Source organism: Streptomyces sp. CO7, from assembly GCF_053474865.1.
In genome coordinates this window covers 49,977-50,997 of sequence record NZ_JBRIOU010000011.1, presented here as the reverse complement: position 1 = coordinate 50,997, position 1,021 = coordinate 49,977, and the positions used below count along the sequence as shown (strand labels likewise).

Genomic DNA, 1,021 nt, shown 5'->3' with positions numbered 1-1,021 from the left:
GGTGGTCCCTCCCCAGACTACGGCCCGCCGCGCCCCGCTCCTCCGCCGACCGCCTCAGCCGCCCAGCGTCTCCCCGGCGGCGATCCGCACGCCGCGGGCCCAGTCGGCGGCGCGCATGGGCTTCTTGCCCTGGGGCCGCAGCCACATCAGCTCCACGGCGTGCGAGCCGGTGCCGACGTACACGTTGTTCTTGGCCGCCGCGATCTCGCCGGGCGCCAGGTCGGTCCGGTCGGGGACCGGGGTGACCTGGGTGAGCTTCAGGCGCTCGCCGCGGAAGGTGGTCCAGGCGCCGGGGGCGGGGTTGCAGCCGCGCACCACCCGGTCGACCCGCAGGGCGGGCGCCGCCCAGTCGACGCGCGCGTCGTCGACCGTGATCTTCGGGGCGAGGCTGATGCCGTCGGCCGGCTGCGGCACGGGCTTGAGGGCGCCGTCCTCGATCCCGTCCATGGTGGCGGCCAGCAGTCCGGCGCCGGCCAGCGACAGGCGGGTGAGCAGGTCGCCCGCGGTGTCGGTGGGGCGGACCGTCTCGGTGACGGTGCCGTAGACGGGGCCGGAGTCCAGGCCCTCCTCGATCAGGAAGGTGGACGCGCCGGTCATCTCGTCGCCCGCCATCACGGCGTGCTGCACGGGGGCTGCGCCGCGCCAGGCGGGCAGCAGCGAGAAGTGCAGGTTGACCCAGCCGTGGGCGGGGACGTCGAGGGCGACGCGGGGCAGCAGGGCGCCGTAGGCCACCACCGGGCAGCAGTCGGGGGCGATCTCGCGCAGCCGGGCCAGGAACGCCTCGTCGCGCGGGGTGGCGGGCCGGAGCACCTCGATGCCCGCCTCCTGGGCCCGCTCGGCCACCGGGCTCGCCACCAGCCGGCGGCCCCGTCCGGAGGGCGCGTCGGGGCGGGTGACGACGGCGGCCACCTCGTGCCGTCCGGAGGCGATCAGTGCGTCCAGGGCGGGGAGGGCGACCTCGGGGGTGCCTGCGAAGACGAGCTTCATGGGTGGGTCAGGGCCTCTCGGGGCGGGGGTGGGG

General features: G+C 76.9%; 1 protein-coding gene. It reads right to left on the bottom strand.

Annotated features, from left to right (window positions below):
• Positions 1–54: 54 nt before the first annotated feature.
• Complete coding sequence (gene fmt / locus ACOV8S_RS29305) at positions 55–987, bottom strand: methionyl-tRNA formyltransferase (protein ID WP_382557455.1); 933 nt, start codon at positions 985–987, stop codon at positions 55–57.
• Positions 988–1,021: the final 34 nt, after the last annotated feature.